The following is a 25,463-nucleotide window of genomic DNA, read 5'->3' as shown; positions in this document are numbered from 1 at the left end:
GGCCTTGCGGGCCGGGGTGCGCCGTCCGCCCGCCCGGACATGTCAGGATCGGAGGGCCATGACTGACAACATGACTGAGACCACCGCTGAGATCACCGCGACGTCCGACCCGGTGGCCGTACCCGCCGATCCGGCGTCCCTCCACACACCCGTCATCGCATGGTTCGACCAGCACGCCCGCGATCTGCCCTGGCGTCGTCCCGAGGCCGGCGCCTGGGGGGTGATGGTCAGCGAGTTCATGCTGCAGCAGACCCCGGTCAGCCGCGTGCTGCCGGTGTACGAGCAGTGGCTGGCCCGCTGGCCGCGCCCGGCCGATCTCGCGGCCGAGGCCCCCGGCGAGGCGGTCCGCGCCTGGGGCCGGCTGGGCTATCCGCGACGCGCGCTGCGGCTGCACGGGGCTGCCCAGGCGATAACGGAGCGGCACGGCGGCGACGTACCGAGCAACCATGGGCAGTTGCTCTCGCTGCCCGGCATCGGCGAGTACACGGCGGCGGCGGTGGCCTCCTTCGCGTACGGGCAGCGGCATGCGGTCCTCGACACCAATGTCCGCCGGGTCTTCGCCCGCGCGGCGACCGGCATCCAGTACCCGCCGAACGCGACGACCGCCGCCGAACGCAAGCTCGCCCGCGCGCTGCTTCCCGAGGACGAGCCGACCGCGGCCCGCTGGGCGGCGGCCTCCATGGAGCTCGGCGCACTGGTGTGCACCGCGAAGAACGAGGACTGCGCGCGCTGCCCGATCTCCGCGCGCTGCGCCTGGCGGCTGGCCGGGAAGCCCGCCTACGACGGGCCGCAGCGCCGGGGCCAGACGTACGCCGGGACGGACCGTCAGGTGCGCGGCAAACTCCTCGCCGTACTGCGGGAGGCTCTCGCTCCGGTGCCGCAGTCGGCGCTCGACGCGGTCTGGCACGAGCCGGTGCAGCGGGCGCGGGCGCTGGACGGACTGGTCGCCGACGGCCTCGTCGAGCCCCTGGGTAACGGCGAGTTCCGCCTCCCTCTCACCTGAACCGGCCCTTTAAACCTCCGCAAACCTCCGCCGTTACACAACCGATGGATGGCTGTGCGCCCGCCGACGGCTGCTCCGCACAGGCCCGTGACAACACCTCCGTAGCTTCTTGGCTCGTAAGGCAACGAAGGTGTTTGTCACGGGGCGGAGGCGGTTGGAATGGCGCACGGCGAGGTGCTCGAATTCGAAGAGTACGTACGCACTCGGCAGGAGGCTCTGCTGCGGAGCGCCCGGCGTCTCGTCCCCGACCCGATCGACGCGCAGGATCTACTGCAGACCGCTCTGGTCCGGACGTACGGCCGCTGGGACGGAATAGCGGACAAGTCGCTCGCCGACGCGTACCTCCGCCGCGTGATGATCAATACGCGTACCGAGTGGTGGCGCGCCCGCAAGCTCGACGAGGTCCCCACCGAGCAGCTGCCCGACGCGAGTGTCGAGGACGGCGCCGAGCAGCGTGCGGACCGCGCCCTGCTGATGGATGTCCTCAAGGTGCTGGCACCCAAGCAGCGCAGCGTCGTCGTGCTGCGACACTGGGAGCAGATGAGCACTGAGGAGACCGCCGCCGCGCTCGGTATGTCGGCCGGTACGGTGAAGAGCACGCTGCACCGGGCGCTCGCCCGGCTCCGCCAGGAGCTGGAGAGCCGGGATCTGGACGCCCGCGCCTTGGAGCGTGCCGACGTACGACGTGAGCGTGAGCGGGACGAACGGGGGCGGGAGCGGTGCGCGGCCTAGCAGGCAGAGGCAGCACGAAGTCGCTGGCGGTGAGCGGCACGGCACTGGCCGGGCTCGCCGCCGTCGGCCTGTTCGCCGTCGGCTGCTCCACCGGTGGCGCGGGCGCGCAGGACGAGGGCGCGGCTCGTGCCGACTCCGCGGTCAAGGCCACCCCGTCGGCCGTGCCGCCCTCCCGCGGCACGGGGAAGTACGCCGTCCCGGTCGACGCGATGAAGCTGCTCATGAACGACCCGAAGGTCAGCGACCGGGTGAAGGCCGATCTGAAGCCGTGCGGCCGCGATGCGTACCCCGTGGACACGTCGTACGGAAACCTCACCGGCGGCGCCTCGCCCGACGTCGTTCTCAACGTGATGACGTGCGGCGACGCGGTCGGCATGGGCACGTACGTGTACCGGGAGATCGACAAGAAGTACGAGAATGTGTTCGCGGCCGAGGAGCCGACGGTGTACTCCGCCATCGACCGGGGCGACTTGGTGGTGACCAAGCAGGTGTTCGCCAAGGGCAACTCGATCGCCGAGCCGTCCGGCGAGGAAGTGACCACATACCGCTGGTCGGGCGGGAAGTTCGCCCAGCAGTACTGGGTACGCAACGAATTCAGCAGAGCGGTCGGCGAGGGCGAGGCAGTCGCCCCGGAACCGCCCACCACGACCGAGAACTGAGAGCAGCCGGATGGCCGAGACTCATGTCCTGTTCGTCGAGGACGACGACGTCATCCGCGAGGCCACCCAGCTCGCGCTGGAGCGTGACGGCTTCGTGGTGACGGCGATGCCCGACGGGCTCCTGGGGCTGGAGGCGTTCCGCGCGAACCGGCCGGACATCGCGCTGCTCGATGTGATGGTGCCGGGCCTGGACGGGGTGAGCCTGTGCCGCCGCATCCGGGACGAGTCGACCGTGCCCGTGATCATGCTCTCCGCGCGCGCCGACTCGATCGATGTGGTGCTGGGCCTGGAGGCCGGCGCCGACGACTACGTCACCAAGCCCTTCGACGGTGCGGTGCTGGTCGCGCGAATCCGCGCGGTGCTGCGCCGCTTCGGACACGCGGGCGGGCCCGCGCCGGGCGAAGCCGCCCCGGCGGACGAGGAGCAGGGGGCGCTGTCCTTCGGCGATCTGGAGATCGACACGGAGGGCATGGAGGTCCGCAAGAGCGGTGAGCAGGTGGCGCTGACGCCGACCGAGATGCGGCTGCTGCTGGAGTTCTCCGCCGCGCCCGGCACCGTACTCTCGCGCGACAAGCTCCTGGAGCGGGTCTGGGACTACGGCTGGGGTGGCGACACCCGGGTGGTGGACGTCCATGTCCAGCGGCTCCGTACCAAGATCGGGCAGGACCGGATCGAAACGGTCCGTGGCTTCGGCTACAAGCTCAAGGCATGAAGAGACTCGCACTGCGCACCGGAGTCCGCTGGAAGATCAGCATCGCGATCGCAGCCGTCGGCGCGCTGATCGCCATGGCGCTGAGCCTGGTTGTCCACAACGCCGCCCGCGTCTCGATGCTGGACAACGCCCGCGATGTGCAGATGGACCGGGTGCTGCTCGCACAGCGCTGGTACGAGACCTCCAAGAACCGCGACCCTCGTTTCAGCACCAAGGTCAACGACCCCGCGCTGCCCAGGGACCTCCAGAAGCTGATGCGGGAGAAGCGGCGCGGCACCTATGTGGACGACAGGCACGGGGGCGCGCCCGACATCTGGGCGGCCGCGCCGCTCGGCAACGGCGATGTCCTCTCCCTGCACACCGAGTTCACCGGCCGCAGCGCCACCGTCATGAAGGACCTCGACCGGGCGCTGATCATCGGCTCGGTCTCGGTGGTGTTCGGCGGGTGCGCGCTCGGTGTGCTCATCGGCGGGCAGCTCTCGCGCCGGCTGCGCAAGGCCGCCTCGGCGGCCGGCCATGTTGCGCAGGGCAACACGGAGGTACGCGTACGGGACGCGATCGGCGGTGTCGTACGTGACGAGACCGACGATCTGGCCCGCGCCGTCGACGCCCTGACCGACGCACTGCACGAGCGCATCGAGGCGGAACGCCGGGTCACCGCGGACATCGCGCACGAGCTGCGGACTCCGGTGACCGGGCTGCTCACCGCGGCCGAGCTGCTGCCGCCCGGCCGCCCCAGCGAGCTCGTACGGGACCGGGCGCAGGCCATGCGGACGCTGGTCGAGGACGTACTGGAAGTGGCCAGGCTCGACAGCGCGTCGGAGCGGGCCGAGCTCCAGGAGATCGCGCTCGGGGAGTTCGTCAGCCGCCGGATCGCACTGCTCAACTCCGATGTGGTGGTCCGGGTCGTGCACGAGTCATGGGTCAGAACGGATCCGCGGCGGCTCGAACGCATCCTGTTCAATCTGCTGGCCAACGCCGCCAAGTACGGCAAGCCGCCGGTCGAGGTCACGGTCGAGGGCCGGGTGGTGCGGGTGCGCGACCACGGTCCCGGCTTCCCCGAGGAGCTGCTGCGCGAGGGGCCGAGCCGGTTCCGCACAGGGGCCAGCGACCGCGCGGGGACGGGCCACGGCCTGGGTCTGACCATCGCGGCCGGCCAGGCACGGGTCCTCGGCGCGCGGCTGACCTTCCGCAATGCGGCGCCGGAGGGCATGTCGGTGCCGCTGGGGATGTCGGGTGGTGCGGTCGCGGTGCTCTGGCTCCCCGAGCACGCGCCGACGAACACCGGCAGCTTCCCGATGATGCCGCCCCCGCACTAGGGGGATTGTTTCCGTTCTTGCCGGGCTCGCGGTCCATGGCGTCCTCGGCGAGGCGCGGCTGTCCCGGACGAGCCAGGCAGGCCGGCAACGCAGTGGTGCTCTGCACGCACGCGGTGCCGGCACGCAACACGGCCGACGGCCCCCGGTGTACACACCGGGGGCCGTCGGCCGTGGTTCTGCGGGGTTCTGGTTCTGCGGGCTTCTGGGGGGTTCTGGTTCTGCGGGGGTTCTGCCGTGGTCAGACCGTCTCGGGCACCTTGTCCGTGGGCCGGTCGGCGGCCTGCGCCGGTCCGGCACCGCGCAGCGGCACCTCCTTGACGAAGAACGCCGCGACGAAGCCGACCACCGCAACGATCGCCCCGAGCAGGAACGCCGCATGCGTCCCGGACGCCACGGCGAACTCGTACGCCTCACGGACCGAGTCCGGCAGTTTCGCCAGGCTCGCGGCATCCAGCTGCGCGGAGCCCTCGGTGATCTTCGATCCGCCCCGGGCCGCCATCTCGTCCTGGACCCGGCCGGTGAACAGGGCGCCCATGAGGGCGACGCCGAAGGAGCTGCCGAGCGTACGGAAGAGGGTGGCCGCGGAGGAGGCGACGCCCATGTCCTTCTGCTCGACACTGTTCTGCGCGACCAGCATGGTGATCTGCATCAGGAAGCCCATGCCGGCGCCGAGCACCGCCATGTAGATCCCGGAGGTCAGCCGTGACGTCCCGGTGTCCATCTGGGCGAGCAGGAACAGCCCGGCCACCATCAGTCCGCCGCCGGCGATCGGAAAGATCCGGTACTTGCCGGTGCTGGTGGTGACCCGCCCGGCGAACATCGAGACGACGAGCATCGAGAGCAGCATCGGCAGCAGGAGCAGCCCCGAGTTGGTCGCCGATGCGCCCTGCACGGACTGCTGGAACAGCGGCAGGAACAGCACCGCGCCGAACATCACGAAACCGGTCAGGAAGCCGATCACCGACATCAGCGTGAAGTTGCGGCTGCGGAAGATGTGCAGCGGCACGACCGGCTCGGCCGCCCTCGCCTCGACGAAGAAGAAGCCGACGAGCGAGGCCACGCCGATGGCGGCCAGTTCCATGATCACGGCGGAGTCCCAGGCGTACTCCGTACCGCCCCAGGTGGTGACCAGCACGATCGCGGTGATGCCCACGGTCAGCAGCGCGGCGCCGAGATAGTCGATACGCGCCTTTGTCCGTTCCTTCCTGGGCAGGTGGAGCACGGCGGTGACCATCGCGAGCGCGACGGCGCCCAGCGGCAGGTTGATGTAGAAGCTCCAGCGCCAGCCCAGGTGGTCGGTGATGGTCCCGCCGACCAGCGGCCCGCCGATCATGGCGATGGCCATGACCCCGGCCATCATGCCCTGGTACTTGCCGCGTTCCCGTGGCGGAACGAGATCGCCGATGATCGCCATCACGCCGACCATCAGGCCGCCCGCGCCCAGTCCCTGTACGGCGCGGAAGCCGATCAGCTGCCCCATGTCCTGGGCCATGCCGCTCAGCACCGAGCCGATCAGGAAGATCACGATGGAGATGAGGAAGGTGCTCTTCCGGCCGTACAGGTCGCCGAGCTTCCCCCAGATCGGGGTGGAGGCCGCGGTGGCCAGGGTGTACGACGTGACGACCCAGGACAGATGCTCGAGGCCGCCGAGCTCGCCGACGATGGTCGGCATCGCGGTGCCGACGATCATGTTGTCGAGCATGGCCAGCAGCATCGCGATCATGAGGGCGAGGATCACGACCCGGACGCTGCGCGCCTTCGGCTGCCCATCCGCCCCGGCTGTTGCCGGCTGATTCTCGTACTTCGCTATATCGGCCACTGTTCCCGCTCCCCTGGCACTTACTTGCCGCCCGGCTAGTTGACTACACTGGGGAAGGTAGACCCGTCACTAGCCGGGCGTCAAGTAAGTTTTCCAGGAGTGCCCCATGGCCAGAGGCAACACCCGTCAGCGCATTCAGGACGTCGCCCTGGAACTCTTCGCCGAGCACGGGTACGAGAAGACCTCGCTGCGCGAGATCGCCGAGCGGCTCGAGGTCACCAAGGCCGCGCTGTACTACCACTTCAAGACCAAGGAAGACATCCTGATCAGCCTCTTCCAGGATCTGACCAGGCCGATCGACGAGCTGATCGCGTGGGGGCAGACCCAGCCCCACACCCTGGAGACGAAACAGGAGATCCTGCGCCGCTACAGCCAGGCACTCACCGACGCGGCCCCGCTCTTCCGCTTCATGCAGGAGAACCAGGCCACCATGCGCGACCTGAGCATCGGCGAGACCTTCAAGGACCGCATGCTGGTGATGCTCGAACTGATCAAGGAGCCGGGGGCGGATCTGGCCGACCAGGTCCGCTGCATCAGCGCGCTCTTCACGATGCACGCCGGGATGTTCGTACTCAAAGACGTCGAAGGCGACCCGGAGGACAAGCGCAGGGCTGTCCTCGAGGTCGCCGTCGATCTGGTGAACCAGGCACATCACGGGCCGCACGGGGCGAGCCCGCAGTAAGCGGTCTCGCAACGATCGGTCCCGCTGGGCGGGTCACAGCGTCAGATGGAGACGCCCACCGTACGCAGGAACGACATCGGGTTGAGCGCCGAGCCGTAGTTCGGGGTCGTACGGATCTCGAAGTGCAGGTGCGGGCCGGACGAGTTGCCGGTGTTGCCGGACTTGGCGATGGTCTGGCCGGCCTTGACCGTCGAGCCGATGCCGACGTTGACCTGCGACAGGTGCGCGTACTGCGAGTACTTGCCGTTGGCGTGCTTGATCACGATGGCGTTGCCGTACGCGGGGCCGTCGCCGCCGCCGTTCGGGCCGGCCTTCACGACGGTGCCGGCGCCCGCGGCCTTGACCGTGGTGCCGACCGGGACGGCGAAGTCCTGGCCGGAGTGCTTCTGCGACCACATGGCGCCACCCTGGTTGAAGCTCGCGGTCAGCGTGTACCCGCTGACCGGCTTCACCCAGGCCACGGCCTTCTTGGCGGGCTTCACCTTCGCGGCGGGCTTCGCCTTGGCGACGGCCTCGGCGGCCACAACGGTGGCGGGATCCGCGACCGGCGCCTGGCCCGCACTTGCGGAGGCGACGCCCGCACCTGCCCCGACGACCATCACGGCGCCGATGCCGGCGGCCGCGACGGCACTACGGGTACGGAGCACGGACGGGCGGAGACGGTGGATCAGGGCGCGCTTCGACATACGGGTGAACCTCCGGGCATGAATGGACCCGGCGCACTCGCCGGGCTGGCCACACATTGGTAACCCGCACCCCCAACTCGCCTCAAATCACCCATCTACGACATCACGTCGTAGAACGTTCTCGCGTGACGCCGCCCCTTGACGCCCTTCGAGCCCCCGCTGCGCGCGCCCCAAAAGGGCCGCCATATGCCCACTCGGGGTGGTTTAACCCCATGTCCAGGCGGCGCCGATCCGACATCGGCCCCGGATCCGGCCCCCTCGGGGCGCAAGGGGGCCGAGACGCCCACCTCCCCCGACTCCAAGGTGGGTGATATGTCCGAATTGATAGCACTATTCTGGCTAGTAGCCCCAATTGTCCCTGTGCGCCTTGTCACGGATTCCACCGGTGACCGCCCCTCCGAGCGCTTTATCAGGGCTCGTTTCAAGGGCCGAAAAAGTGACGGGGGACACCTCGGACATGCCCTCGCGGGCGTTCTTCCCGAGCGCACGTCGGTCCGGGATGCTCCTGTGCCATGAGTAGACCCGTGAATCGTGTGAACCGCCGGGGCGCCCGCCGTGTGCACCGTCCCCGCGGATGGATCTGGCCCGTCGTCCTCGGGCTCGCCTGCACACTCACCTGGAGCTCGCCCGCCGGGGCCGGCCCCTCCGACACCGGCCTGAAGGCCGCCCTGGACAAGATCCTGGCCGATGCCCGGATGGAGGGCGGGGCCGCGAGCGTGGTCGTCGCCGACGCCGCCACCGGGGAGCGGCTCTACCAGCGGGACGGCACCGACCGCCTGATGCCCGCCTCCAACACCAAGCTCGCCACCTCCACGGCCGCCATGGCCCTGCTCGGGCCCGACTACCGCTACCGGACCGACGTCCTGTCCACCGGCCGCCGCCACGGCTCCACCCTGCACGGAGACCTCTATCTGCGCGGCAGCGGCGACCCCACCACCCTCGCCGAGGACTACGACCGGCTCGCCGCCGATCTTGCCGCGACGGGCCTCAGGCGCGTCACCGGCCGCCTCGTGGCCGACGACACCCGCTTCGACACCCAGCGGCTGGGCCGCTCCTGGGCCGCCGACGACGAGTCCTCGTACTACTCCGCGCAGATCTCCGCACTCACCGTCGCGCCCGACACCGACTACGACTCCGGCACAGTGATCGTCGAGGCCCTTCCGGGTGCGAAGCCCGGCGACAGGCCCAAGGTGACACTCACCCCGAAGACCGACTACATACGCCTCGACATCCGCGGCACCACAGTCGCCGAGGGAGCTCCCGACACCCTCGCCGTCGAACGGCAGCACGGCACGAACACCCTCACCATCAGCGGGAACATCCCCGTCGGTGCGAGCGCCACCAAGGAGTGGATCAGCGTCTGGGAACCGACCGGTTACGCCGCCGCGGTCTTCGCCGAAGCCCTCGCCGAGCACGGCGTACGCGTCGCCGGCAGCCCCCGCCCGGGCCGCCCCACCCCGCCGGACGCCAAGCCCCTCGCCTCGCACAGCTCCATGCCGCTCAAGGAGCTGATGCTCCCGTTCATGAAGCTGTCCAACAACATGCACGCCGAGGCGCTCACCAAGACGATCGGCCACGAGACGTCCGGCCACGGCAGCTGGAGCGCGGGGCTGGCCGGCATCGACGGCTATCTGAAGAAGGAGGGCGTCACCACCTCGACGCTCCGCCAGGTCGACGGCTCCGGCCTGTCCCGGATGAACGTCTTCCCGGCCGGGCAGCTGGCTGCCCTGCTGCTGTCCGTACGGGACGCGCCCTGGTACGCCGACTGGTACGCGTCCCTGCCCGTGGCCTGCCACCCCGACCGCGCCATCGGCGGCACCCTGCGCACCCGCATGTGCACCACCCCGGCCGCCCGCAACGCCCGCGGCAAGACGGGCTCCCTGACGGGCGCCTCTGCCCTCTCGGGGTACGTCACCGACGCGGGCGGTCGTGAGCTCGTCTACAGCGTCGTCCTCAACAACTACCTGGCTTCCTCGGTGAAGAGCATCGAGGACGCGATCGTCGTCACGCTCGCCTCGTCCCGGACGGGCGACGGTGCGATCACCGCCGTACCGCCGCGGGCTCCGCGCAGCGCCGAGCCGCCGGCCGACCTCGAGTGCTCCTGGCGCAAGCCGCTGGTCTGCTGATCCGAGCGGCCGTACGCACCCGGCTGTAGGCACCCGGATCTGTACGCACCACCCGGCTGGACACAGCGAAAGGGGCTGCCCCGGAACCATTGCTGGTCCGGGGCAGCCCCTTCGCCTTCAGCCACTCAGAACGCTTACGCGTCCTTCGAGAGGTTCGGACCGGCGCCGCCGGCCGCCTGCTCAATCGGCGGGACGTCGGGCAGCGCCGACTTCTCCTCGCCGCGGAAGGTGAACTTCTTCTCCTCACCCTCGCCCTCGGTGTCCACGACCACGATGTGACCGGGGCGCAGCTCGCCGAAGAGAATCTTCTCCGACAGGATGTCCTCGATCTCGCGCTGGATCGTCCGGCGCAGCGGCCGGGCACCCAGAACCGGGTCGTAGCCCTTCTTGGCGAGGAGCGACTTGGCCGTGGGGCTGAGCTCGAGGCCCATGTCACGGTCCTTCAGACGCTCGTCCACCTTGGCGACCATGAGGTCGACGATCTGGATGATGTCTTCCTCGGTGAGCTGGTGGAAGACGACCGTGTCGTCGACACGGTTGAGGAACTCGGGCCGGAAGTGCTGCTTGAGCTCTTCGTTGACCTTGACCTTCATCCGCTCGTAGTTCGTCTTGACGTCGCCCTGGGCGGCGAAGCCCAGGTTGAAGCCCTTCGAGATGTCCCGGGTCCCGAGGTTGGTCGTCATGATGATGACCGTGTTCTTGAAGTCCACGACGCGGCCCTGGGAGTCGGTCAGACGACCGTCCTCCAGGATCTGCAGAAGGGAATTGAAGATATCGGGGTGGGCCTTCTCGACCTCGTCGAAGAGGACGACGGAGAACGGCTTCCGGCGCACCTTCTCGGTGAGCTGGCCGCCCTCTTCGTAACCCACGTATCCGGGCGGGGAACCGAAGAGACGGGAAACCGTGTGCTTCTCGCTGAACTCCGACATGTCGAGGGAGATCAGGGCGTCCTCGTCACCGAAGAGGAATTCGGCGAGCGTCTTGGAGAGCTCGGTCTTACCGACACCGGACGGGCCGGCGAAGATGAACGAGCCACCGGGGCGCTTCGGGTCCTTCAGACCGGCTCGCGTACGGCGAATCGCCTGCGAGAGGGCCTTGATGGCGTCCTTCTGGCCGATGACGCGCTTGTGAAGCTCGTCCTCCATGCGCAGCAGACGGGAAGACTCCTCCTCGGTGAGCTTGAAGACCGGAATGCCGGTGGCGGTCGCGAGGACCTCGGCAATCAGCTCCTCGTCCACCTCGGCGACGACATCCATGTCGCCGGCCTTCCATTCCTTCTCGCGCTTCGCCTTGCCGGCGAGGAGCTGCTTCTCCTTGTCGCGCAGCGAGGCGGCCTTCTCGAAGTCCTGCGAGTCGATCGCGGACTCCTTGTCCCGGCGGACACCAGCGATCTTCTCGTCGAACTCACGGAGGTCCGGCGGTGCGGTCATCCGGCGGATGCGCATCCGGGAACCGGCCTCGTCGATCAGGTCGATCGCCTTGTCCGGCAGGAAGCGGTCCGAGATGTACCGGTCGGCGAGCGTCGCGGCGGCGACCAGCGCGGAGTCCGTGATGGACACCCGGTGGTGGGCCTCGTAACGGTCCCGCAGGCCCTTGAGGATCTCGATGGTGTGCGGCAGCGACGGCTCCGCGACCTGGATGGGCTGGAAGCGGCGCTCGAGCGCGGCGTCCTTCTCCAGGTGCTTGCGGTACTCGTCCAGCGTCGTGGCGCCGATGGTCTGCAGCTCGCCTCGCGCCAGCATCGGCTTGAGGATCGAGGCGGCGTCGATCGCGCCCTCGGCGGCGCCCGCACCCACCAGGGTGTGGAGCTCGTCGATGAACAGGATGATGTCGCCGCGGGTGCGGATCTCCTTGAGGACCTTCTTCAGGCGCTCCTCGAAGTCACCGCGGTAGCGGGAGCCGGCGACCAGCGCGCCGAGGTCGAGGGTGTAGAGGTGCTTGTCCTTGAGGGTCTCGGGCACCTCGCCCTTGACGATGGCCTGCGCCAGTCCCTCGACGACCGCCGTCTTTCCGACGCCGGGCTCGCCGATGAGGACCGGGTTGTTCTTCGTACGGCGGGACAGCACCTGCATGACCCGCTCGATCTCCTTCTCGCGCCCGATGACCGGGTCGAGCTTGGACTCACGAGCGGCCTGGGTGAGATTCCGGCCGAACTGGTCCAGGACGAGGGAGGTCGAGGGCGTGCCCTCGGCCGGGCCGCCTGCCGTGGCGGCTTCCTTGCCCTGGTATCCGGAGAGCAGCTGGATGACCTGCTGCCGCACCCGGTTGAGATCGGCGCCCAGCTTCACGAGGACCTGGGCGGCGACGCCCTCGCCCTCGCGGATCAGGCCGAGCAGGATGTGCTCGGTGCCGATGTAGTTGTGGCCCAGCTGAAGAGCCTCGCGGAGCGACAGCTCCAGGACCTTCTTGGCACGGGGGGTGAAGGGGATGTGCCCGGACGGGGCCTGCTGCCCCTGCCCGATGATCTCCTCCACCTGCTGGCGGACCGCCTCGAGCGAAATCCCGAGGCTCTCCAGGGCCTTAGCGGCGACACCCTCACCCTCGTGGATAAGGCCCAGGAGGATGTGCTCGGTGCCGATGTAGTTGTGGTTGAGCATCCGGGCTTCTTCCTGAGCCAGGACGACAACCCGCCGCGCGCGGTCGGTGAACCTCTCGAACATCGTTAATCGCTCCTCAGAGCGGTCAGGCAGTAAGGGGTCGGTCCCCTCCCTGTCCTTCCGCAGCTTAGTCCCGCAAGCGGGGACCGCTCATTCCAACTGCCGACACCCGTCGGTGGCCTCCTGACCCCTGAACGCCGACAACTGTTCCAACCCGATGGTGCGAGACGATGTTCCCGCAGGCCAGGCAGTTACCCTCACCATCACTACGCCGATGGCGAACGTGAGACGGCCAAGCAGGCGTGTCGCCCCTCCCCACTAGGGATGTCTTACCCGCAAGCACTGACACTCCATGCGGCGCACACCGGTTCCCTCCGCTACGGGCGAACAACCTTGCACCACCGAATGCGCCCGTACGCCCCCAACCCGGACACCCTGTGCAACCGAAACCACACACTGCGTAACTGTCGGGGCACATCGGGAGTTCCCGGAGTATGGCCTTCACCGTTCCGCTTCCCCGTACGCCCTTCGACGGCGGCACCGCACAGTGGTACGAGAACCAGCTCGGCTGGGCCGCGGCGGACGGGCCCCCGGTGCAGCTGCTCACCGGGCTGCGCTTCGACGTGCTGGAGCTGCCGGCCGAAGTCGGCGCGGCAGTACTGCGCCGACTGGATCTCTCGGGGCCCGTGGCCCTGATGGGGCGCAGAATGCGGCTCCTGGTGGCCGCGGGAAGCGCCGAAGAGCTGCCGGGGCTGCTCGACTGGCTGGAATGGGGCGCGATCGATCTCGATCTGACCGCCATCGGCGCGGGCGGACGAATGACCGCCCCGCCGCCCCCCGGATGGCCTGGCTCCCAGGGGGCCGCCGCATGGCTGCGACCCCCCGTGCCGGGGCGCGAGGTGGAGCCGACGCTGCCGGCCCTTGCCCCCCTCGGGAACAGTGCCGGATACGGCGGCATCCCCGATTTCGTACGAATCGTGGACACGGCGGCGACAGAGTGCCACCGGGTCCGTTTGCTGCGTACGAATTCTCCGCGTGCCAGGAGTGCGAACAGAGCGAAGAGTCAGCCGTTGGCCTTCTCGTAGGCCTCGCGCACCGTGGCCGGGACGCGGCCGCGGTCGTTGACCTCGAAACCGTTCGCCTTGGCCCAGGCACGGATTGCCGCGGTGTCCTTGTTGCCGCCCGCTGCCGCACGACCCTTGCCACGACCGGACGCTGCACGGCCGCCGGTACGCCGGCCGCTCTTGGCGAACGGCTCCAGCAGACTACGGAGCTTGTCCGCATTGGCGGTGGTGAGGTCGATCTCGTAGGTCTTGCCGTCCAGAGCGAACGTCACGGTCTCGTCCGCCTCGCCACCGTCGAGGTCATCGACAAGAAGGACCTGAACCTTCTGTGCCACCGGATTTCCTTTCATCGAAAATGCAGTACGCGGAAAGGAAACCGCTTTTCCTTGAAAAACACAAACCCTTGACAGAGGTTCAGAACCTCAAGAACGCGGGAAACGTGCGCGATTCGGACATAGGGTTCCGGCTCTTGTGGTGATCACAGGTGCAGAAGCATCCGGCTGTTGCCCAAGGTGTTCGGCTTCACCCGTTCGAGCCCGAGGAACTCGGCGACGCCCTCGTCATAGGAACGCAGCAGCTCGCTGTAGACATCTCCGTCGACCGGAGTCTCACCGATCTCCTCGAAGCCGTGCTTCTCGAAGAAGTCGACTTCGAAGGTGAGACAGAAAACCCGGCGCACACCCAGCCCGCGGGCGGTCTGCAACAGCTTGTCCAGTACGTGATGACCGATGCCGCATCCCGTGAAGGCGGGGTCCACGGCGAGAGTGCGTACTTCGGCGAGGTCTTCCCACATGACATGCAGTGCGCCACAGCCGACCACGCGGCCGTCCTCGTCGCGTTCCGCGACCCAGAACTCCTGGATGGCTTCGTAAAGAGTGACCGTCGCTTTGTCGAGCAGGATGCCTTCACCGACGTACGGATCGACGAGTCGGCGGACCGAGGACACATCGCTGGTCCTGGCCCGCCGGACGGTGATGGCATTTGCTGCGGCATAAGGCATGGGCCGACGCTATCGCCCCGGGGCGGTACCGCCCTCGGCGGCCTCGTCGTCCTGAACCATGCGGACGGCGGCGAGGAGGGACTCGCGCTGCTCCGGCGACATCATGCCGAAGAAGGCGACAAGTGCGGCCGCCGGGTTGTCGCTCTTGGACCAGGCTTCGTTCATCAGTGCGGCCGAGTAGGCGGCGCGGGTGGAGACCGCGGTATATCGATAGGCCCGTCCGGCGACTTCCCTGCGCACCCAGCCCTTCTGATGGAGATTGTCCATTACCGTCATGACGGTGGTGTAGGCGATGGACCGTTCCTGCTGAAGGTCTTCGAGGACTTCGCGGACGGTGACCGGCCGGTTCCATTGCCAGACGCGTGTCATGACGGCGTCTTCGAGCTCTCCCAATTGGCGGGGCACGTCGCCACCATAGTGGGAGATGTCGGAATGGCTGGTTATTGACGTAACAAAAAGGACGTACGACTGAAAATCAGTCGTACGTCCTGGATGCGCACCCCCGCGGAAGCGGGAGGTCAGTCGCTGTGCGCGGCCTGCCCGGCGGACTCGGCGCGGGCCAGCGCCGCATCCACCACCGCGTCCTCCTTGGCCTTGTTCGGGCCGCCCTGGCTCTTGACGATCGTCACGACCAGGCCGATGAAGAAGGCGGCCATCACCACCGGGGGCACGAGCGCGGATACGTAGTCCATGGCTCCCAGAGTAGCTATCCGGCGGCGCGCTGCTCCGGTGGGGGCACCGGCTTGCGGCGGGGCGGGAAGGCTTCGGACGGTTTCGGCACCGGGCGCTCGCCGGGTGCGGGCGGGCCGGGCTGCGGCCTCGGCTTCGGCTCGTCGGCGGCACGGCCGCCGGGGAGCGCGTGGAGCCGGGTGCGCGGGGCGGGGCAGACGGAGACGACGGGGGCAGGCACGCAGACCGCCGGGGCCGTGAGAACGGGCGGGGCCTCGACGGTGTCCGGGGTGCTCACCGGGCGGCCGGCCAGACGGGCCCGTACCGACAGTTCGGCGAGCGCCTGACAGCGGCGCAGGACGGCCGCTGCGGACGGTGTGCCGCGCAGGGTGCGCAGCGCGGCCAGATCCTCCGGGCGGGGGTCGTAGCCGGCGGCCAGGGCGTCCTGAAGGAGCTCCAGATAGCCGGCGGCGGTGCCGGGGAGCGCGTCGCGGTAGCGGGCGAGGTCGGCGAGGAGGAATGCGCGCAGCCGACCGGCCTCGCGGACCGCCTCGTCCACGGAATCGGCCAGCCGCAGACAGTCCTGGACGTCCTCGTCGGCGAGAGAGACGGGATGGAGGGCGATGGCGAGGGCGCGTCGGAGCACACGCAGCTCGTCCGCACCGAACGCCATGCCGCCACGGGATCCGTATGGCGTGGGCATGGCCTGACGATACGTCCTAAATGGACAAAATCCGCTTAATGCGGATAGATCCGGCGCGGCGGCGTCCACGCCGGACCCCTGACCCACGGCCTCACCTGCGGGAGCGGGCTCACACCTCACCTACCCGAGCGGGCCCGCACAAGGGAGCGGGCCCGCATGCGGGAGCGGCTTCACATGCGGGAGCACCTTCACATGCGGGAGACGTTGCGCTCGTAGACCAGGCGCAGGCCGATCAGGGTCAGCCAGGGCTCGTGCTCGTCGATCGCCGCGGCCTCGCCCAGCACCGTCGGGGCCAGCCCGCCGGTCGCGATCACGGTGACCTCGTCCGGATCGTCCGCCAGCTCGCGCTTGATCCGCGATACGACACCGTCGACCTGGCCCGCGAAGCCGTACACAATGCCGGACTGCATCGCCTCGACCGTGTTCTTGCCGATCACGCTGCGCGGGCGGGCCAGCTCGATCTTGCGGAGCTGGGCGCCCTTGACGCCGAGCGCCTCGACGGAGATCTCGATGCCGGGGGCGATCACACCGCCCACGTACTCGCCGCGCGCGCTGACCGCGTCGAAGGTCGTCCCCGTACCGAAGTCGACGACGATCGCCGGGCCGCCGTACAGCTCGACGGCGGCGACCGCGTTGATGATGCGGTCCGCGCCGACCTCCTTGGGGTTGTCCACCAGGATCGGCACACCGGTCTTGACGCCCGGCTCGACGAGGACGGCCGGGACGTCGCCGTAGTAGCGGCGGGTCACCTCACGCAGCTCGTGCAGCACGGAGGGGACGGTCGCGCAGATCGCGATGCCCTCGATGCCGTCGCCCAGTTCGTCGCCGAGCAGCGGGTGCATGCCCATCAGGCCGTTGAGGAGCACGGCGAGTTCGTCGGCGGTGCGGCGCGGATCGGTGGAGACCCGCCAGTGCTCGACGATCTCCTCGCCGTCGAAGAGCCCCAGCACCGTCTGGCTGTTGCCGACGTCGATGGTGAGCAGCATCAGCCCTCGACCTCTCGCAGGTCGAGGCCGATGTCGAGAATCGGGGAGGAGTGTGTGAGAGCGCCCACCGCGAGGTAGTCGACACCCGTCTCGGCATAGGCGCGGGCGGTGTCCAGGGTGAGACGGCCGGAGGACTCCAGAGCGGCGCGGGACGCGACGATCGCGACGGCCTCCGCCGTCTGAGCCGGAGTGAAGTTGTCCAGGAGGATCAGGTCCGCACCCGCGTCGAGGACCTCGCGGACCTGGTCGAGGGTGTCCACCTCGACCTCGATGGGCAGCTGGGGGAATCGGTCCCGCACGGCCTTGAAGGCCTGCGCGACGCCGCCCGCCGCCACCACGTGGTTGTCCTTGACCAGCGCGGCGTCGGAGAGCGACATGCGGTGGTTGACGCCGCCGCCGCAGCGCACCGCGTACTTCTCCAGGGCGCGCAGGCCGGGCGTGGTCTTGCGGGTGTCACGAACCCTGGCCCCGGTGCCCTCCAGGACGTCCGCCCAGGCGCGGGTCGCGGTGGCGATGCCGGAGAGGCGGCACAGGATGTTGAGCGCGCTGCGTTCGCCGGTGAGCAGATCACGGGTGTTGGTGGTGACGGACAGCAGCTTTTGGCCCGCCTCGACACGCTCGCCGTCCTCCACGTGCCGCTCCACCTCGAAAGCGTCCGTGCAGACGATGGACAGGACCGCCTCGGCGACCCGCAGGCCCGCGACCGTACCGGCCTCGCGGGCGGTGAAGTCGCCGGTGGCGACGGCGTCCTGGGGGACGGTCGCCACGGTCGTCACATCCACGCCGCCGTCGAGGTCCTCCCCGAGGGCGAGGTGGGCGATGTCCTCGACCTGTACGGGGTCGAGGCCGGCGTCGAGCAGGAGCTGGGCGAGGCCGGGGTCGAGGCCGCACTCCAGGTCGTCGTACCCCTCCTCCCCGCCGGAACAACCGCAGCCGTCGCCGCAGCCACCCGCGGCCGGGGCGGTCCGGTCGGGAGCGCCGATCTGGATCAGCGGTACGTCCACGGGACGCGGACGTTCTTCGGGCGTGCTCACGGTTACGGCTCCCTGGGGGCGTCGGGGACGGTGGGGGCGAATGCGGTGTTCTCGGTGCGGTGGACCACAAGGCTGCGATCGGGGGCGACGCGTACGACCAGGTGGCGGCGCCACCTGGTGTCGTCGCGCTCGGGGCGGTCCTCGCGCCAGTGGCAGCCGCGGGTCTCCTCGCGCTCCAGCGCCGCGGTGGTCAGCACGCGGGCGACGCACAGCAGGTTCGACGTCTCCCAGGACTCGACGCCGGGCTCGGCGGTCTTGACCGAGCCCTGTGCGTCGTGGACGGCGTTGTCGTGCACGGCGTCGAGCGCCGTGGCCGCATCGGTCAGGCTCCGGGCGGAGCGGAGCACGCCCGCGCCCTCGGACATGATCCGCTGGATGTCGGCCCGCGCCTCGGGGGCGATGAGCGGCAGTACGGAGGGGGTCGCGGGCGCGGCCGGCTCACCGGCCCCGTGCGGGGCGCGGGAGGCGATGTCGGCGGCGATGCGCTCCGCGAAGACCAGGCCCTCGAGGAGGGAGTTGGAGGCGAGACGGTTCGCGCCGTGGACGCCGGTGCAGGCGACCTCGCCGCAGGCGTACAGGCCCGGGACCGTGGTGCGGCCGCGCAGGTCGGTGCGTACGCCCCCGGAGGCGTAGTGGGCGGCCGGGGCGACCGGGATCGGCTCGGTGACCGGGTCTATGCCGTGGGCGCGGCAGGCCGCCAGGATCGTGGGGAAGCGCTGCTCCCACATCCGGGCGCCGAAGTGGCGGGCGTCGAGATACATGTGCGCGGCGCCCTGTTCCTGCATCCGGCGCATGATCCCCTTGGCCACGATGTCGCGGGGGGCGAGCTCGGCCAGTTCGTGCTGTCCGAGCATGAAGCGGGTGCCGGACGCGTCGACCAGATGGGCGCCCTCTCCCCGTACCGCCTCCGAGACGAGGGGCTGCTGGCCCTCGGAGTCCACGCCGAGGAAGAGCACCGTCGGGTGGAACTGCACGAACTCGAGGTCGGAGACCTCCGCCCCTGCGCGCAGTGCGAGCGCGACGCCGTCGCCGGTGGAGACCGCGGGGTTGGTGGTGGCGGAGAAGACCTGGCCCATGCCGCCGGTGGCCAGGACGACGGTGGGGGCGTGGACCGCTCCGACGCCGTCGTGCTGGCCCTCGCCCATGACGTGGAGGGTGATGCCGGCCGTACGGCCGTCGGCGTCGGTCAGCAGATCCAGGACCAGGGCGTTCTCGATGGTGCGGAGCCCGGCGGCGTGTACGGCCTCGACGAGCGCCCGGGAGATCTCGGCGCCCGTCGCGTCGCCTCCCGCGTGCGCGATACGGCGGCGGTGGTGGCCGCCCTCGCGGGTGAGCTCGATCTCGCCGGCCTCGGAGGTGTCGAAGTGCGCTCCGGTGGCGATCAGGCGGCGTACGGCGTCGGGACCTTCGGTGACCAGGGTGCGTACCGCCTCCTCGTCGCACAGGCCCGCCCCGGCGACGAGGGTGTCGTCCAGATGCTGTTCGGGGGTGTCGCCCTCGCCGAGCGCTGCCGCGATGCCGCCCTGCGCCCAGCGCGTGGAGCCGTCGTCGAGGCGGGCCTTGGTGACCACGACCGTGCTCAGCCCGGTGGCCGCGCAGCGCAGCGCGGCGGTCAGGCCCGCGACGCCGGAGCCGACCACGACGACATCGGCCTCGATGGCCCAGCCGGGTGCGGGGGCGTTCAGCCGTATTCCGGTCACTTCGGTGCTCCGAAACTCAGGGGGATGTTGTCGATCAGGCGCGTTGCGCCGACCTTCGCGGCGATGGCGAGGATCGCCTCTCCGGTGTGGTCGTCGGGAACCTCGGCGAAGGTGGCCGGGTCGACCAGGGCCAGATAGTCGAGGACGAGCGGCGGCCGGGCCCGCGCGGCCTCGTCCAGAACGGCGCGGGCCGCCGCACGGACGGCGTCGGCGCCGCCGCACGGTCCTGCCTGGGCCACCGCGTGCGCGTCGGCCGCGGCGCGCGCCTCGCCGATCGCGGAGAGCGCGGCGGCACGTTCGGGCGTGCCGGGGATGGCCTCGGCGCGGGCGTGCAGGGCCTGTTGGGCGGCGAGGCGGTCGTGGGCCGCGAACAGGGCCCGGGACAGGGCGAGAGCGGTGCGGCGCTCGTCCGTGGAGAGATAGCGGTTGCGGCTGGAGAGCGCGAGCCCGTCTGTCTCGCGGACTGTCGGTACACCGACGATCTCTACCGGGAAGTTCAGATCGCGGACCATACGGCGGATCAGGGCGAGCTGCTGCGCGTCCTTCTGCCCGAAGAGCGCGACGTCGGGGCGGGTGAGGTGGAGGAGCTTGGCGACGACGGTGAGCATGCCGTCGAAGTGACCGGGGCGGGAGGCACCTTCGAGGACCTCGCCCATGGGGCCCGCGACGATCCTGACCTGCGGTTCGCCGCCCGGGTAGACCTCATCGACGGAGGGGGCGAACACCACGTCCGCGCCGGCCTGTTCGGCCGTCTTGAGGTCGGCGTCGAGGGTACGGGGGTACCGGTCGAGGTCCTCGCCGGCGCCGAACTGGAGGGGGTTGACGAAGACCGTGACGATCACGAAGCCCTCGGGGCCGACGTGCGCGCGGGCGGCGCGGACGAGGGCGGCGTGCCCGTCGTGGAGGGCGCCCATGGTCATGACGACGGCGGTGCGGCCCGGGGCTCCGTGGCGGTCGAGGGCGCCGTGGAGGTCGTCACGGGTCTGTACGAGTGCGAAGCTGCGGCGCATCGGGGTCACGGGGCCTGTCCGGCTCGTCTGGGGTACAGGGCTTGTCGGGGTCACTGGGCCCGCCTGGCCCGCGTGACCCGCCGGGTTGATCGGGCTGGTCGGGCTGGTCGGGCTGGTCGGGTTCATGGGGTTCGTAGAGGTCATCTGGTTCGTAGAGGTCATCGCGGGTCGTCCTCCGCGAGGACACCCAGCAGATCCTCTGCCATTTCCGGCTTGAGCATGCCGTGCGCGAGCGCGCGGTCGGCGGTGGTGCGGGCCATCGCCAGATAGCCGGCGACCGTGCCGGGCGCGTGCTTGCGCAGCTCCGCGACGTGCGCCGCGACCGTGCCGGCATCGCCCCGGGCGACCGGACCGGTGAGCGCGGCGTCGCCCGAGCGCAGGGCGTTGTCGAGCGCGGCGCCGAGCAGCGGGCCGAGCATCCGGTCCGGGGCGGCGACTCCGGCCGTACGCAGCAGCTCCATCGACTGGGCGACGAGCGTGACCAGGTGATTCGCACCGAGGGCGAGGGCCGCGTGGTAGAGCGGACGAGCCTCCTCCTCGATCCACTCGGGCTCGCCGCCCATCTCGATGACCAGGGCCTCGGCGGCCAGGCGCAGTTCGTCGGGGGCGGTCACGCCGAAGGAACAGCCGGCCAGCCGCTGGACGTCGACGGCGGTGCCGGTGAAGGTCATCGCGGGATGCAGCGCGAGCGGGAGCGCACCGGCCCGCAGGGCGGGGTCGAGCACCTTCGTGCCGTACCGGCCGGAGGTGTGCACGAGCAGCTGTCCCGGCCGTACGGCACCGGTCTCGACGAGTCCCTCGACCAGCGCGGGCAGTGCGTCGTCGGGGACGGTCAGCAGCACCAGCTCGGCCCTGGCGAGTACCTCGGCGGGAGTGACCACCGGTACGTCCGGGAGCAGTGCGGCCGCCCTGCGCACGGACGCGTCGGAGACACCGGAGACGGCGACCGGGCGGTGACCGGCGAGCTGGAGCGATGCCGCGAGGGCCGGGCCGACGCGGCCGGCCCCGACGACGCCGACGGTGAGGCGGGCGGGGCGTTCCCGTGGGTCGAGCGGTTGTGGTGCTGTGGCGTTCACGCGGCGGGGCCTTCCGTTCCAGTCCGCGGGGGGTACCGGACGATTTCTCGTCATGCTACGCCAGCGTTTCCCGGGGCCATCCCGTTGTCCACAGGCTGTGGGTGATGCCCGGAGCCGGAAATCACCGGGGGATGATCAGGGGATGGCAGAGAAGAGCGAGCAGGACGAGCGGCAGCGCAGGCTCGCCGCATGGCGCGCGTCGGACCGGGTGCTGTGGCGTGCGTCGGCGGACTTTCGCGTCGGCGAGCGGCTGGCGGCGCTGACGGCGGACGCCGGTGCGGTCTACGACCTGGACGAGTGGACCGATGTCTACGGCAGCGGGGTGGTGGAGGAGCTGGAGCAGCGGGTGGCGGAGCTGCTCGGATTCCCGGCCGCGGCGTTCTTCCCGACCGGGACGATGGCGCAGCAGGTGGCGCTGCGGTGCTGGGCGGGGCGGACGGGGAACCGGACGGTCGCACTGCATCCGACGGCCCATCCGGAGCGGCATGAACGGGACGCGTTCAGCGTGGTGAGCGGGCTCCGTACGGTCCATCCGACGAGCGAGCCGCGGCTCCCGACGGCCGACGAAGTACGGGACTTCGACGAGCCGTTCGGGGCGCTGATGCTGGAACTGCCGCTGCGGGACGCCGGTTTCGTACTCCCGACGTGGGACGAGCTGGTGGAGGTCGTGGAGGCGGCGAGGGAACGTGATGCGGTGGTGCACTTCGACGGCGCGCGCCTGTGGGAGTGCGCCCCCCACTTCGGGCGCCCGCTGGACGAGATCGCGTCCCTCGCGGACAGCGTGTACGTGTCGTTCTACAAGTCCCTGGACGGGCTGTCGGGCGCAGCTCTCGCGGGTCCGTCGTCGCTCGTGGAGGAGGCCAGGACGTGGCGCCACCGGTACGGCGGCCAGGTCTTCCAGCAGTACCCGGCGGCGCTGTCTGCACTGCTGGGACTGGAGCGGGAGCTGCCGAGGCTGCCGGAGTACGTGGCCCACGCGAAGGTGGTCGCGGCGGGGCTGCGCGAGGGCTTCGCGGAGGCGGGGATCGGCTGGTCCCGCGTCCACCCGGAGGAGCCGCATACGCACCAGTTCCACGTCTGGCTGGCGGGAGATCCGGAGGTGCTGAACGAGGCGGCCGTGCGGCAGTCGGAGGAAACCGGAGTGACGCTCTTCAGAAGGTGGTTCACGGACGGCTGCCCGCCGGGAATCTCGGTGACGGAGATGACGGTGGGGTCGGAGGGCCTTGAGTGGACGGCCCAGGACGTACGTTCCGCGGTGAGGGAGTTCGCCCGCCGGGTGGGCTAGGGGGGGCCGTTCGGATCTTGCCGGCAACGAGGTGACGGACGAACTGCTCGAGCCGCGCCCGCGGCGTTCCCCCACCCGGGACGCCGGACAAGCCAGTGGCCCCAGCCAGGGACGCCGGCCAAGCCAGTGGCCCCCGCCCGCAGTTCGCGCTGCGGCGGCCGGGCGCGGGCGCAGCCCCGTTACGACCAGCCCACCGCCGGGGCGCCCCAAGCCCCCATCCAGGGCGGGGGGATGGGGACAAGCCCCCGGGCCGCGCCCCGGACTGCCTCAGGTGCAGTCCGCCGGGCGCCGGTGCAGGCGCAGGGCCCGTGTCAGCGCGGTGCGGAGGCGGCTCGGGGAGCGGAGGCGCTTCGGGGAGCGGCGGGGCTTCAGGGTCGCCTGGAGCCGGCGGTAGTCGCGGACCTCCCGCACCATCTGCCAGTCGTGGCGCCCCGGCTGCGGCGGAGCCTGCTCACCGTGCTGGTACGCCCGGTAGTTGTCGATCATGTGCTGATGCATGGCGTTCATGCCTTCACGCTGCGCGCCCCCCGCCCCGCCCGTCGCGCCGATTGACGAGCCCCGTCAAACGGTGCGAAGTCCGCCCCGCGTACCCGCACCATGGGCACGTGAGCGTAACCATCGACATTGCCGGCCTGCCCGCCGAGCGCATCGTCTTCGAGATCTCTCCCCTCGCCGAGCTGTGCGTCGCACTGCACGCACTTGCCGAGCCGGGGCACCACCCCGGACTGCACGGCTGGGCGACCGCCACGGCCGCCGGGCTCAAGCCCGATCTCGCCGACCGGCTGTGCGAGGCCGACTGCCTGTGGCGGTCGACGTTCTCGGACCTGTTCATGCCGTTCGCCGGACTCCCCGCGGCCGCCGGCGGTCCGGGCGGCCGCACCGGTGCGACCCTCGCGGAGGAACTGGACCTCCTCGACCGGCTCGACGACGAGCGATTCGTCTCCGCCGCCCTGGAGTTCACCTGCTCCACCACCTACGACACCGGCGGCGCGTCGCCCCTCGGCGACCCGGCGCGCCGCGAGCGCGCCCTCGAACTCGCCGCCGGCCGGGGCCCCGGCCAGCTGGACTTCACCCGCCGGCTGCTGACCGACCCCACGGGTGTACGCGTCTGGCTGCGCAGGCTCGTCGAGGACTGCGACCAGGCCTTCTTCGCCGACACCTGGCGCCGCGTCGCGCCCCAGCTCGCCGCCGACGCCCGCCACAAGACCGAACTGCTGCGCCGCAAGGGCCTCGCCGAAGCCCTGCACGCCGTCTCCCCCGCGCTCGCCGTGGACGAGGAGGGGACCCGTATCAGCGCCGACAAGCTCGCGGACGGGCGGACGACGGCCGTCGATCCCGCCGTGGGCGCCGGGCTCACGCTGGTGCCGTCGAGCTTCGGCTGGCCCCATCTGCTGGTGCTGCACGCGCCGGGCTGGCGGCCCGTGATCCACTACCCGGTCGGCTCACCGGCCCTCCCCGGTCCCGCCCCCGTCCAGTTGCTGAAGCTCCGGATGGAGGCTCTCGCCCACCCCATGCGCATGCAGTTGTGCCGCAACCTCGCCCGCGCCCCGTACACGACGAGCGAACTGGCGGACATCTACGGCATCACCGCGCCCGAGGTCTCCCGCCATCTGTCCGTGCTGAAGAAGGCCGGGCTCACCTCCACCCGCCGGCGTGGCCGGTACGTACTGCACCAGCTGGACGTCTCCGCCGTCGCCCGGCTGGGCAGCGACTTCCTCGAGACGGTGCTGCGATAGGCGGCAGAAGGAGTACAAGCCGCAGGGGCCCGTCCCTGTTCGCCTCCGGCGCCGGCCCCGCGAACACCGCGATCCGGTCGGCCACGTGCGGCACACGTGCGGCACACTCACCCGGTCCGTACGGATGTGCTCCGCGAAGACAGCGGCGTGCGGCTCAGGCCGCCCCGCCGCCCGCCCGCACCAGGCCCGTCTCGTACGCCAGCACCACCACCTGCACCCGGTCCCGCAGGCCCAGCTTGGTGAGGATGCGGCCCACGTGCGTCTTGACCGTGGCCTCCGAGAGCACCAGCCGCGCCGCGATCTCGCCGTTGGACAGACCCTGCGCAACCAGCAGCATCACCTCGCGCTCCCGCTCGGTGAGCTTCCCGATCTCCTTGTGCTGCGGTTCCTTGCTGCTGCTCGGCAGCATCGGCGAGAAGCGGTCGAGCAGCCGCCGCGTCGTGGACGGCGCGACGACCGCGTCGCCGCTGTGCACCGAGCGGATCGCGCTGAGGAGTTCGGCGGGGGGCACATCCTTGAGCATGAAGCCGCTGGCACCCGCCTTCAGCCCGGAGAACGCGTACTCGTCCAGGTCGAAGGTGGTCAGGATCAGCACCTTGGGAGCGTTGGGCTGGGCGCAGATGCGCCGCGTCGCCTCGACACCGTCCAGTCTCGGCATGCGTACATCCATCAGCACCACGTCGACGGCCGTCGAGCGGAGGTTGTCGATCGCCTCCGCGCCGTCGCCCGCCTCCGCGACGACCTCCATGTCCGGCTGCGCGGCGAGCACCATGCGGAATCCGGTACGCAGCAGCATCTGGTCGTCGACGAGCATCACGCGGATGGACATGTACGGGTCCTTGTCTGGTCGCCTGGGTCTACAGGC

The 25,463-nt window shown here is 70.3% G+C and carries 25 protein-coding genes; 10 read left to right on the top strand and 15 right to left on the bottom strand.

Features of this window, described 5'->3' with window-relative positions:
* Nucleotides 1-70 precede the first annotated feature (70 nt).
* The 5 genes from OG883_RS00885 to cseC all read left to right on the top strand — a co-directional run bounded on the left by OG883_RS00885 (nt 71) and on the right by cseC (nt 4,425).
* Nucleotides 71-1,003 (top strand): A/G-specific adenine glycosylase, encoded by a 933-nt coding sequence (locus OG883_RS00885; protein WP_266533538.1) that lies wholly within the window; start codon nt 71-73, stop codon nt 1,001-1,003.
* Between the two features lie 159 nt (nt 1,004-1,162).
* The gene (locus OG883_RS00880) at nt 1,163-1,735 is read left to right on the top strand and encodes a SigE family RNA polymerase sigma factor (RefSeq protein WP_266533535.1); all 573 of its coding nucleotides are present in this window, start codon (nt 1,163-1,165) and stop codon (nt 1,733-1,735) included.
* A 29-nt stretch (nt 1,736-1,764) separates the two neighbouring features.
* Nucleotides 1,765-2,394: a hypothetical protein gene (locus tag OG883_RS00875; RefSeq protein ID WP_323180858.1), complete on the top strand. Its 630-nt coding sequence runs from the start codon at nt 1,765-1,767 to the stop codon at nt 2,392-2,394.
* A 10-nt stretch (nt 2,395-2,404) separates the two neighbouring features.
* Nucleotides 2,405-3,106: a two-component system response regulator CseB gene (gene cseB, locus OG883_RS00870; protein WP_266533529.1), complete on the top strand. Its 702-nt coding sequence runs from the start codon at nt 2,405-2,407 to the stop codon at nt 3,104-3,106.
* Nucleotides 3,103-4,425, top strand: coding sequence for a two-component system sensor histidine kinase CseC (cseC, locus tag OG883_RS00865; RefSeq protein WP_266533526.1), 1,323 nt, complete (start codon nt 3,103-3,105; stop codon nt 4,423-4,425). The genes cseB and cseC overlap by 4 nt, the downstream gene beginning before the upstream one ends.
* Before the next feature lie 238 nt (nt 4,426-4,663).
* Here the strand turns inward: cseC and OG883_RS00860 are convergent, their stop codons facing one another.
* Complete coding sequence (locus tag OG883_RS00860; RefSeq protein ID WP_266541136.1) at nt 4,664-6,235, bottom strand: MDR family MFS transporter; 1,572 nt, start codon at nt 6,233-6,235, stop codon at nt 4,664-4,666.
* Nucleotides 6,236-6,350: 115 nt separating this feature from the next.
* Here OG883_RS00860 and OG883_RS00855 point away from each other — a divergent pair, with 115 nt between their 5' ends.
* Nucleotides 6,351-6,926, top strand: a complete 576-nt coding sequence (locus tag OG883_RS00855) for a TetR/AcrR family transcriptional regulator (RefSeq protein ID WP_266533523.1) — start codon at nt 6,351-6,353, stop codon at nt 6,924-6,926.
* A gap of 41 nt (nt 6,927-6,967) precedes the next feature.
* Here the strand turns inward: OG883_RS00855 and OG883_RS00850 are convergent, their stop codons facing one another.
* Nucleotides 6,968-7,612, bottom strand: coding sequence for a M23 family metallopeptidase (locus OG883_RS00850; protein ID WP_266533520.1), 645 nt, complete (start codon nt 7,610-7,612; stop codon nt 6,968-6,970).
* Nucleotides 7,613-8,190: 578 nt separating this feature from the next.
* Between OG883_RS00850 and dacB the strand changes: the two genes are divergently transcribed.
* Nucleotides 8,191-9,738, top strand: a complete 1,548-nt coding sequence (dacB, locus tag OG883_RS00845) for a D-alanyl-D-alanine carboxypeptidase/D-alanyl-D-alanine-endopeptidase (RefSeq protein ID WP_266541134.1) — start codon at nt 8,191-8,193, stop codon at nt 9,736-9,738.
* A 134-nt stretch (nt 9,739-9,872) separates the two neighbouring features.
* Here the strand turns inward: dacB and OG883_RS00840 are convergent, their stop codons facing one another.
* Nucleotides 9,873-12,398, bottom strand: a complete 2,526-nt coding sequence (locus tag OG883_RS00840; RefSeq protein WP_266533517.1) for an ATP-dependent Clp protease ATP-binding subunit — start codon at nt 12,396-12,398, stop codon at nt 9,873-9,875.
* Nucleotides 12,399-12,829: 431 nt separating this feature from the next.
* On the opposite strand from OG883_RS00840, the gene OG883_RS00835 reads away from it, so the two are divergent.
* Complete coding sequence (locus tag OG883_RS00835) at nt 12,830-13,420, top strand: SCO3374 family protein (RefSeq protein WP_266533514.1); 591 nt, start codon at nt 12,830-12,832, stop codon at nt 13,418-13,420.
* Here OG883_RS00835 and OG883_RS00830 read toward each other — a convergent pair.
* The 10 genes from OG883_RS00830 to OG883_RS00785 all read right to left on the bottom strand — a co-directional run bounded on the left by OG883_RS00830 (nt 13,399) and on the right by OG883_RS00785 (nt 21,577).
* A complete protein-coding gene (locus OG883_RS00830; RefSeq protein ID WP_266533511.1) occupies nt 13,399-13,734 on the bottom strand; it encodes an Lsr2 family protein in 336 nt (111 codons plus the stop codon). The genes OG883_RS00835 and OG883_RS00830 overlap by 22 nt on opposite strands.
* A gap of 143 nt (nt 13,735-13,877) precedes the next feature.
* Nucleotides 13,878-14,399: an amino-acid N-acetyltransferase gene (locus OG883_RS00825; protein ID WP_266533508.1), complete on the bottom strand. Its 522-nt coding sequence runs from the start codon at nt 14,397-14,399 to the stop codon at nt 13,878-13,880.
* A gap of 9 nt (nt 14,400-14,408) precedes the next feature.
* Nucleotides 14,409-14,804, bottom strand: coding sequence for a BlaI/MecI/CopY family transcriptional regulator (locus OG883_RS00820; protein ID WP_266533506.1), 396 nt, complete (start codon nt 14,802-14,804; stop codon nt 14,409-14,411).
* A gap of 113 nt (nt 14,805-14,917) precedes the next feature.
* A complete protein-coding gene (locus OG883_RS00815; protein WP_266533504.1) occupies nt 14,918-15,091 on the bottom strand; it encodes a hypothetical protein in 174 nt (57 codons plus the stop codon).
* A gap of 14 nt (nt 15,092-15,105) precedes the next feature.
* Entirely contained in the window at nt 15,106-15,741 is a 636-nt protein-coding gene (locus OG883_RS00810) for a hypothetical protein (protein ID WP_266541133.1), read from the bottom strand.
* A 218-nt stretch (nt 15,742-15,959) separates the two neighbouring features.
* On the bottom strand, nt 15,960-16,757 hold the full coding sequence (locus OG883_RS00805) for a type III pantothenate kinase (protein ID WP_266533502.1): 798 nt from the start codon (nt 16,755-16,757) through the stop codon (nt 15,960-15,962).
* Entirely contained in the window at nt 16,757-17,791 is a 1,035-nt protein-coding gene (gene nadC, locus OG883_RS00800) for a carboxylating nicotinate-nucleotide diphosphorylase (protein WP_266533499.1), read from the bottom strand. Before nadC ends, OG883_RS00805 begins: the two co-directional genes overlap by 1 nt.
* Before the next feature lie 2 nt (nt 17,792-17,793).
* Nucleotides 17,794-19,491, bottom strand: coding sequence for an L-aspartate oxidase (locus tag OG883_RS00795; RefSeq protein WP_266533497.1), 1,698 nt, complete (start codon nt 19,489-19,491; stop codon nt 17,794-17,796).
* Nucleotides 19,488-20,501, bottom strand: a complete 1,014-nt coding sequence (gene panC / locus OG883_RS00790) for a pantoate--beta-alanine ligase (RefSeq protein ID WP_266533494.1) — start codon at nt 20,499-20,501, stop codon at nt 19,488-19,490. Before panC ends, OG883_RS00795 begins: the two co-directional genes overlap by 4 nt.
* Before the next feature lie 158 nt (nt 20,502-20,659).
* A complete protein-coding gene (locus OG883_RS00785; RefSeq protein ID WP_266533491.1) occupies nt 20,660-21,577 on the bottom strand; it encodes a Rossmann-like and DUF2520 domain-containing protein in 918 nt (305 codons plus the stop codon).
* Nucleotides 21,578-21,719: 142 nt separating this feature from the next.
* Between OG883_RS00785 and OG883_RS00780 the strand changes: the two genes are divergently transcribed.
* The gene (locus OG883_RS00780; RefSeq protein WP_266533488.1) at nt 21,720-22,862 is read left to right on the top strand and encodes a low specificity L-threonine aldolase; all 1,143 of its coding nucleotides are present in this window, start codon (nt 21,720-21,722) and stop codon (nt 22,860-22,862) included.
* 267 nt (nt 22,863-23,129) lie between these two features.
* Here OG883_RS00780 and OG883_RS00775 read toward each other — a convergent pair whose 3' ends face one another.
* Complete coding sequence (locus OG883_RS00775) at nt 23,130-23,369, bottom strand: hypothetical protein (RefSeq protein ID WP_266533486.1); 240 nt, start codon at nt 23,367-23,369, stop codon at nt 23,130-23,132.
* A 98-nt stretch (nt 23,370-23,467) separates the two neighbouring features.
* Between OG883_RS00775 and OG883_RS00770 the strand changes: the two genes are divergently transcribed.
* Nucleotides 23,468-24,598 (top strand): DUF5937 family protein, encoded by a 1,131-nt coding sequence (locus OG883_RS00770; RefSeq protein WP_266533483.1) that lies wholly within the window; start codon nt 23,468-23,470, stop codon nt 24,596-24,598.
* Between the two features lie 154 nt (nt 24,599-24,752).
* On the opposite strand, the gene OG883_RS00765 is transcribed toward OG883_RS00770, so the two are convergent.
* Nucleotides 24,753-25,427 carry a response regulator transcription factor gene (locus OG883_RS00765; RefSeq protein ID WP_266533480.1) on the bottom strand — a complete coding sequence of 225 codons (675 nt, stop codon included), beginning with the start codon at nt 25,425-25,427 and terminating at the stop codon, nt 24,753-24,755.
* Nucleotides 25,428-25,463: the final 36 nt, after the last annotated feature.

The organism is Streptomyces sp. NBC_01142 (assembly GCF_026341125.1).
In the GTDB taxonomy this organism is placed as follows: Bacteria; Actinomycetota; Actinomycetes; order Streptomycetales; family Streptomycetaceae; genus Streptomyces.
This window is presented reverse-complemented; position numbering and strand designations above follow the sequence as displayed.

Bases quoted from the DNA above. Each gene is read 5' to 3' on its own strand.
- OG883_RS00885 (WP_266533538.1), top strand. From the start codon at position 71: ATGACTGAGACCACCGCTGAGATCACCGCGACGTCCGACCCGGTGGCC.
- OG883_RS00880 (WP_266533535.1), top strand. From the start codon at position 1,163: ATGGCGCACGGCGAGGTGCTCGAATTCGAAGAGTACGTACGCACTCGG.
- cseB (WP_266533529.1), top strand. From the start codon at position 2,405: ATGGCCGAGACTCATGTCCTGTTCGTCGAGGACGACGACGTCATCCGC.
- cseC (WP_266533526.1), top strand. From the start codon at position 3,103: ATGAAGAGACTCGCACTGCGCACCGGAGTCCGCTGGAAGATCAGCATC.
- OG883_RS00855 (WP_266533523.1), top strand. From the start codon at position 6,351: ATGGCCAGAGGCAACACCCGTCAGCGCATTCAGGACGTCGCCCTGGAA.
- OG883_RS00850 (WP_266533520.1), bottom strand. From the start codon at position 7,612: ATGTCGAAGCGCGCCCTGATCCACCGTCTCCGCCCGTCCGTGCTCCGT.
- OG883_RS00840 (WP_266533517.1), bottom strand. From the start codon at position 12,398: ATGTTCGAGAGGTTCACCGACCGCGCGCGGCGGGTTGTCGTCCTGGCT.
- OG883_RS00835 (WP_266533514.1), top strand. From the start codon at position 12,830: ATGGCCTTCACCGTTCCGCTTCCCCGTACGCCCTTCGACGGCGGCACC.
- OG883_RS00825 (WP_266533508.1), bottom strand. From the start codon at position 14,399: ATGCCTTATGCCGCAGCAAATGCCATCACCGTCCGGCGGGCCAGGACC.
- OG883_RS00815 (WP_266533504.1), bottom strand. From the start codon at position 15,091: ATGGACTACGTATCCGCGCTCGTGCCCCCGGTGGTGATGGCCGCCTTC.
- OG883_RS00810 (WP_266541133.1), bottom strand. From the start codon at position 15,741: ATGGCGTTCGGTGCGGACGAGCTGCGTGTGCTCCGACGCGCCCTCGCC.
- OG883_RS00805 (WP_266533502.1), bottom strand. From the start codon at position 16,757: ATGCTGCTCACCATCGACGTCGGCAACAGCCAGACGGTGCTGGGGCTC.
- panC (WP_266533494.1), bottom strand. From the start codon at position 20,501: ATGCGCCGCAGCTTCGCACTCGTACAGACCCGTGACGACCTCCACGGC.
- OG883_RS00780 (WP_266533488.1), top strand. From the start codon at position 21,720: ATGGCAGAGAAGAGCGAGCAGGACGAGCGGCAGCGCAGGCTCGCCGCA.
- OG883_RS00775 (WP_266533486.1), bottom strand. From the start codon at position 23,369: ATGAACGCCATGCATCAGCACATGATCGACAACTACCGGGCGTACCAG.
- OG883_RS00765 (WP_266533480.1), bottom strand. From the start codon at position 25,427: ATGTCCATCCGCGTGATGCTCGTCGACGACCAGATGCTGCTGCGTACC.